The sequence below is a fragment of the Sphingomonas bacterium genome (genome assembly GCF_903643035.1).
In the GTDB taxonomy this organism is placed as follows: Bacteria; Pseudomonadota; Alphaproteobacteria; order Sphingomonadales; family Sphingomonadaceae; genus Sphingomonas.
This window is the reverse complement of the sequence record NZ_CAHJWW010000219.1, coordinates 1-4,638: the sequence shown is the minus strand read 5'-3', so window position 1 is coordinate 4,638 and position 4,638 is coordinate 1. Positions and strand designations below refer to the sequence as shown.

Annotated in this window: 7 protein-coding genes, 1 tRNA gene and 1 pseudogene; 3 read left to right on the top strand and 6 right to left on the bottom strand. The window is 70.9% G+C overall.

Translation table 11 applies throughout. The features are described from left to right. Positions 1–186: pseudogene (locus tag HUV01_RS12335) on the top strand (hypothetical protein); the annotation flags it as partial. A 46-nt stretch (positions 187–232) separates the two neighbouring features. On the opposite strand, the gene gpmA reads toward HUV01_RS12335, so the two are convergent. Genes gpmA through HUV01_RS12315 form a run of 4 tightly spaced genes read right to left on the bottom strand, consistent with a single transcriptional unit; the run spans position 233 to position 3,188 of the window. Next, complete coding sequence (gpmA, locus tag HUV01_RS12330) at positions 233–919, bottom strand: 2,3-diphosphoglycerate-dependent phosphoglycerate mutase (RefSeq protein WP_174298535.1); 687 nt, start codon at positions 917–919, stop codon at positions 233–235. A 9-nt stretch (positions 920–928) separates the two neighbouring features. Continuing rightward, on the bottom strand, positions 929–1,402 hold the full coding sequence (locus HUV01_RS12325; RefSeq protein ID WP_174298534.1) for a GNAT family N-acetyltransferase: 474 nt from the start codon (positions 1,400–1,402) through the stop codon (positions 929–931). Continuing rightward, positions 1,399–2,541, bottom strand: coding sequence for a M14 family metallopeptidase (locus tag HUV01_RS12320; protein ID WP_174298533.1), 1,143 nt, complete (start codon positions 2,539–2,541; stop codon positions 1,399–1,401). Before HUV01_RS12320 ends, HUV01_RS12325 begins: the two co-directional genes overlap by 4 nt. Next, positions 2,538–3,188: a hypothetical protein gene (locus HUV01_RS12315; RefSeq protein WP_217431004.1), complete on the bottom strand. Its 651-nt coding sequence runs from the start codon at positions 3,186–3,188 to the stop codon at positions 2,538–2,540. Before HUV01_RS12315 ends, HUV01_RS12320 begins: the two co-directional genes overlap by 4 nt. Positions 3,189–3,333: 145 nt before the next feature. Here HUV01_RS12315 and ykgO point away from each other — a divergent pair, with 145 nt between their 5' ends. After that, the gene (gene ykgO / locus HUV01_RS12310) at positions 3,334–3,459 is read left to right on the top strand and encodes a type B 50S ribosomal protein L36 (RefSeq protein ID WP_003046794.1); all 126 of its coding nucleotides are present in this window, start codon (positions 3,334–3,336) and stop codon (positions 3,457–3,459) included. A 32-nt stretch (positions 3,460–3,491) separates the two neighbouring features. Then, on the top strand, positions 3,492–4,094 hold the full coding sequence (locus HUV01_RS12305; protein WP_254606611.1) for an HAD family hydrolase: 603 nt from the start codon (positions 3,492–3,494) through the stop codon (positions 4,092–4,094). 171 nt (positions 4,095–4,265) lie between these two features. Here the strand turns inward: HUV01_RS12305 and HUV01_RS12300 are convergent. Then, positions 4,266–4,340: transfer RNA gene (locus HUV01_RS12300), tRNA-Phe, on the bottom strand. A gap of 28 nt (positions 4,341–4,368) precedes the next feature. Beyond that, complete coding sequence (locus HUV01_RS12295; protein WP_174298532.1) at positions 4,369–4,557, bottom strand: DNA gyrase inhibitor YacG; 189 nt, start codon at positions 4,555–4,557, stop codon at positions 4,369–4,371. Positions 4,558–4,638 lie beyond the last annotated feature (81 nt).

The following is a 4,638-nucleotide window of genomic DNA, read 5'->3' as shown; positions in this document are numbered from 1 at the left end:
CTGGCCTGCTGGACGGGCAAGGAGGCCCATGCGAAGCGGCTGGGCCGCCCGCGCGAGGAGGAGCCGTCCCAGATCGACACCAGCATCGACGGGTCGGCAGGTGGGGCGCGGTCCGCCGCCGGCGCCTCGCGGCTGGCGTTCCGGCGCGGCGGGGACTGGGTCGCCGCGGTCGCGCTGGCCCCCTGACGCCCCGCTCGTCATGGGGCCTGGTGGCCGCGCTCGCTCGCTCGGGCTACCGTTCGCTCAGATAGTAACGCTCCACCTCGCGAAGGTCGCCGTCCAGCTCGTAGACGATCGGCTGGCCGGTCGGGATCTCCAGCCCGGTGATCTCGTCGTCGGGGATGTCCGACAGGTGCTTCACCAGCGCGCGCAGCGAGTTGCCGTGGGCGGAGATCATCACCCGCTGTCCCCCGAGAAGCGCGGGCGCGATCCGGTCGTTCCAATAGGGCAGGACGCGGCCGATCGTGTCCTTCAGGCTTTCGGTGTCCGGGATGGCGATCCCGGCGTAGCGGCGGTCGGCGGACAGGTCGAACGCGCCGCCCGGCTCCTGCGCCGGGGGGGGCACGTCGAAGCTGCGGCGCCAGACGCGGACCTGGTCGTCGCCGTGGCGGGCGGCCGTCTCCGCCTTGTCGAGCCCGGTCAGCCCGCCGTAATGCCGCTCGTTCAGCCGCCAGTCCTTCTCGACGGGCAGCCACAGCCGTCCCATCGCCTCCAGCGCGAGGTTCAGCGTCTTGATCGCGCGCGTCTGCAGGCTGGTGAAGCAGATGTCCGCGTCCATGCCCCGCGCCGCCAGCAGCGCGCCCGCCGCGCTCGCCTCCCCGCGCCCCTGGTCGGTCAGGTCGACGTCCCACCAGCCGGTGAAGCGGTTCTCCAGGTTCCAGGCGGACTGGCCGTGACGGATGAGGATCAGCGTGGGCATCGGGTCTCCCTATGGCGAGGTGGTCAGTTCGAGGGTCATGAAGCGATTGTGCGGGCTGGGCGGATAGCCGCCGAAGGCGTCCCGGTCCACGAAGCCGAACCGCTCGTACAAGGCGTTGGCGGCGAGGAAACGCGGGCCGACGCCCGTTTCCAGATGGACGCGGCCGTGGCCGCCCGCGCGGGCGGCGACGATGAGCCGCGTCAGTATTGCCCGGCCGACGCCGCGACCCAGATGCTCGGGCGCGGTCCGCATCGACTTGATCTCCGCCTCGTGCGGACCCAGTGCGCGCACGGCCCCGATCCCGGCGAGCGCCCCGTCGCTCCAGGCCGAGAAGAAGCGGATGTCCGGGCTGTGCAGCGCGGCGGGATCGAGCGCATGGGCAAAGCCGCTGGGAAACCCCTCGTGCGCCTCGCGGTGGTGGAAGGTCAGCAAATCGATGACGGCCGGCAGGTCCAGCCCGCCTTCCCGGACGACCACGGTCATCGCGGGGCCGGCACGTCGATCAGGTCGACCATCGTCGCCAGCGTCTCCAGGCAGGCGTGCGCCAGCGCCTTGGACCGCGCCGGGCTCCAGCCGAACTCGGGATCGGGGTTGAGGTCGTGGTCCTTGAACGGCATCTCCAGCGTCATGCCGATCGCGCCGAACCGCTGCGCCAGCTGGTTGGTCGACATCGACAGGTTCGCCCGCCCCGCCGCCGCCTTGCCATAGCCGCGCTCCGTCTGGAAATCGGGGCTGTGCGCCGCCAGCCGCCGGCCGAACTCGTAGAACCGCTCGCCCTGCGCGTCGGTCCAGCCGGGGATGCCCTCGAATCCGGCGATGAAGTTGGCGGGGATCGCCTCGTCGCCGTGGACGTCCATCGCATAGGCAACGCCGCTCGCGTCCATCGCCGCCAGCACGCCCAGCACCTCCGGGCTCCGGGACGCGGACGGGGCATGCCACTCGCGGTTGAGGTTCACGCCCGCGGCGTTGGTGCGCAGGTGCCCGCGGCGCGTGCCGTCCGGGTTCATGTTCGGCACGAGATGGAAGGTGAAGGCGTCCAGTAGCGCGCGCGTGACGGGATCGGCCGCGTCGGCCAGCCGCTCCAGCGCGCCTTCCATGAACCATTCGCACATCGACTCGCCGGGATGCTGGCGTGCGTAATACCAGGCGGGGCGCGGGCCACGGCCGACCGACAGGCAGTCGATCGGCTGCCCGTCGAGCGATCGGCCAAGCTCGCGATGCGCGAAGCCCGGCGTCCTGGCGAAGCGCGCGATCAGGTCCGCGTGCCGTTCCATCGTGTAGGGCGCGAAATAGGCGAACCAGGCGACGTCGCCCGCCTCCCCGTTCCAGTCGAAGGCCAGCACGCCGTCCTCGTACCGCGTCTCCGCGATCTGCCGCCACGCGCGCCGGTCGGTACTCGCCCGCGTACGGTAGCCGGGCCAGCCCAGCGGATAGGCCGATCCGCCCGCGTTGACGATCCGGAACGTCCACCTGCCTCCCGCCAACCCGGCGGCGCGGAAGTAGAACCACTGGTAGAAGTCGGAGTCGCGGTCGCGCACGATCTCCAGATCGATGCGCGAACCCTCGATGCCGACGAGGCGGATGTTGCCGCCGTCGAAGGCGGCGCTGATGCCGGGGATCATCTGACCTCGATAGTGCGCCCCGAATCGCCTGGGAAGCCCGTGAACAGCGCATGGGCGAGGCGCGCGGCGGTCGCGGCGGCATCGGCGTCGGGCGCGGTGGCATAGGCCATCGTCTGCGCCTTTCCTTCCCAAACCGCGTCGGGTCCGCGCTTGATGCGCACGTCGAGTTCCGACATCACGCCGACCCGCCCGTGGCCGCCGCCGACCGGGAAGCTGACGCCGCCGCCGAGACCTACCCCCCCGCCACCACCGCGATAGCCGCCACCGCGATAGCCGCCACCGCGATAGCCGCCACCGCCGCCCGAGAAGCCGGCGCCGCCGATGCCGATGCTGACCGGGGACCGGCGCGGCGGCAGCGGCCGCTCGCCGCGCACCAGCGACACGGTGACGCGGAACTGCGGGATCGTCCCCGGCGCGACCGGCGTGTAGCCCAGCCGGACCAGCTCCGCCTGGACCGCGGCGGCATAGGTCTGGAACTCGGGACCCTGTCCGGCGGGATCGACGGGCTCGACGAGGATCGTGCCGCGATCCGCGACCGGATCGTAATGGAAGCGGGTCGCCTCCACCGGGAAGAGGGTCGGTCCCGTCGCGCAGCCGGCCAGCATCGCCGCCATGCCCAGACCCGTCGTCATCAATAGCTTGCGCATCGCCCGTCCACCCTCGATCCAAATCGTTGCGCCGCTGTAACGCTCGAGCGCGCAGGGGGGTCCCGGCCCCATTCCGGTTGACCGGACCCCGTCCAGCCCCTAGGCGATCGCGCTCCGTCAGAATCCATCGGTCAGCAGAACAACCATGAAGATCCGCAATTCGCTGAAGTCGCTCAAGGACCGCCATCGCGACAATCGCGTGATCCGCCGCCGCGGCCGTACCTATGTCATCAACAAGACGAACCGTCGCTTCAAGGCGCGCCAGGGCTGACGTCACCGACGGATCATGTCGCACCCCGCCCGATCAGGGCGGTGATATTCGACATCGGCAACGTCCTCTACGACTGGGACCCCCGGTTCCTCTACGAGCGCCTGATCCCGCGGGGTGAGGCGCTTGACGCGTTCCTGGGCGAGGTCGTCACGCGGGAATGGCACTTCCAGCATGACGAGGGCCGCCCGTTCGCGGAGACGTCGGCGGAGCTCGTCGCGCTGCATCCACATCATGGCGAGCTGATCGCGGCCTGGGGAGAGCGGTTCCTGGATTCGATCCCCGGACCGATGCCGGATATGCCGGCGCTGGTCGACGAGCTCGATGCCGCCCGGGTCCCGCTGTACGCGATCACGAACTTCTCGGGCGAGTTCTTTCCGGCGTTCCGCCGGCGCGAGGCGGCGATGTTCGATCGGTTCCGCGACATCGTCGTGTCCGGCGACGAGAAGATGGTGAAACCGCACCCGCAAATATATCGCCTGGCGCTCGACCGGTTCGGCCTGGACCCGGGCGAGGCGGTGTTCGTGGACGACAATGCCGCCAATGTCGCGGGAGCGGAAGCGGTGGGGCTGAAGGCGCTGGCCTTCGCCGACGCGGCGACGCTGCGGACGCAACTGGTCGCGCTCGGCCTGCTGTAGCGGGTCCCCGCGGTCCGTCGCCGCGGGCGGCACGTCCGGCCGCGCACCCCACCGGATCGACACGCCGCGCGATCGGCGGATCACCTGCCGCCCGGATGAGCGCCCGAACGCCGGGTGATCCCACCGGACCGCGTGAGGGGAGATGGTGTCGGCAGAACGGCGGCGGAAAAGTGGTGCCCAGGGGCGGAGTTGAACCACCGACACGACGATTTTCAGTCGTCTGCTCTACCACTGAGCTACCCGGGCACGCCCGTCGGAACGGGGAGGGCGCTGCTTAGTCGCGGTCGCCGGGGCTGTCCAGCCCATCCGTGTCGCCCGGCGGATCGGCGGAATGCGCGGGCAGGCGATAACCGTCGGACAGCCATTGCAGCAGGTCGCGGTCGCGGCAGCCCTGGCTGCAGAACGGCGCGGCGGCGGCGACCGCGGGCTTGCCGCATATCGGGCAACCGGACTTCCTCGTCATGCCAGGCTCTCCAGATCGGGCGTGACCCCCGTACGCCGCGCAAGCTCGGCCAGCCAGTCGGGCCGCGCGACAAGCCGTGCC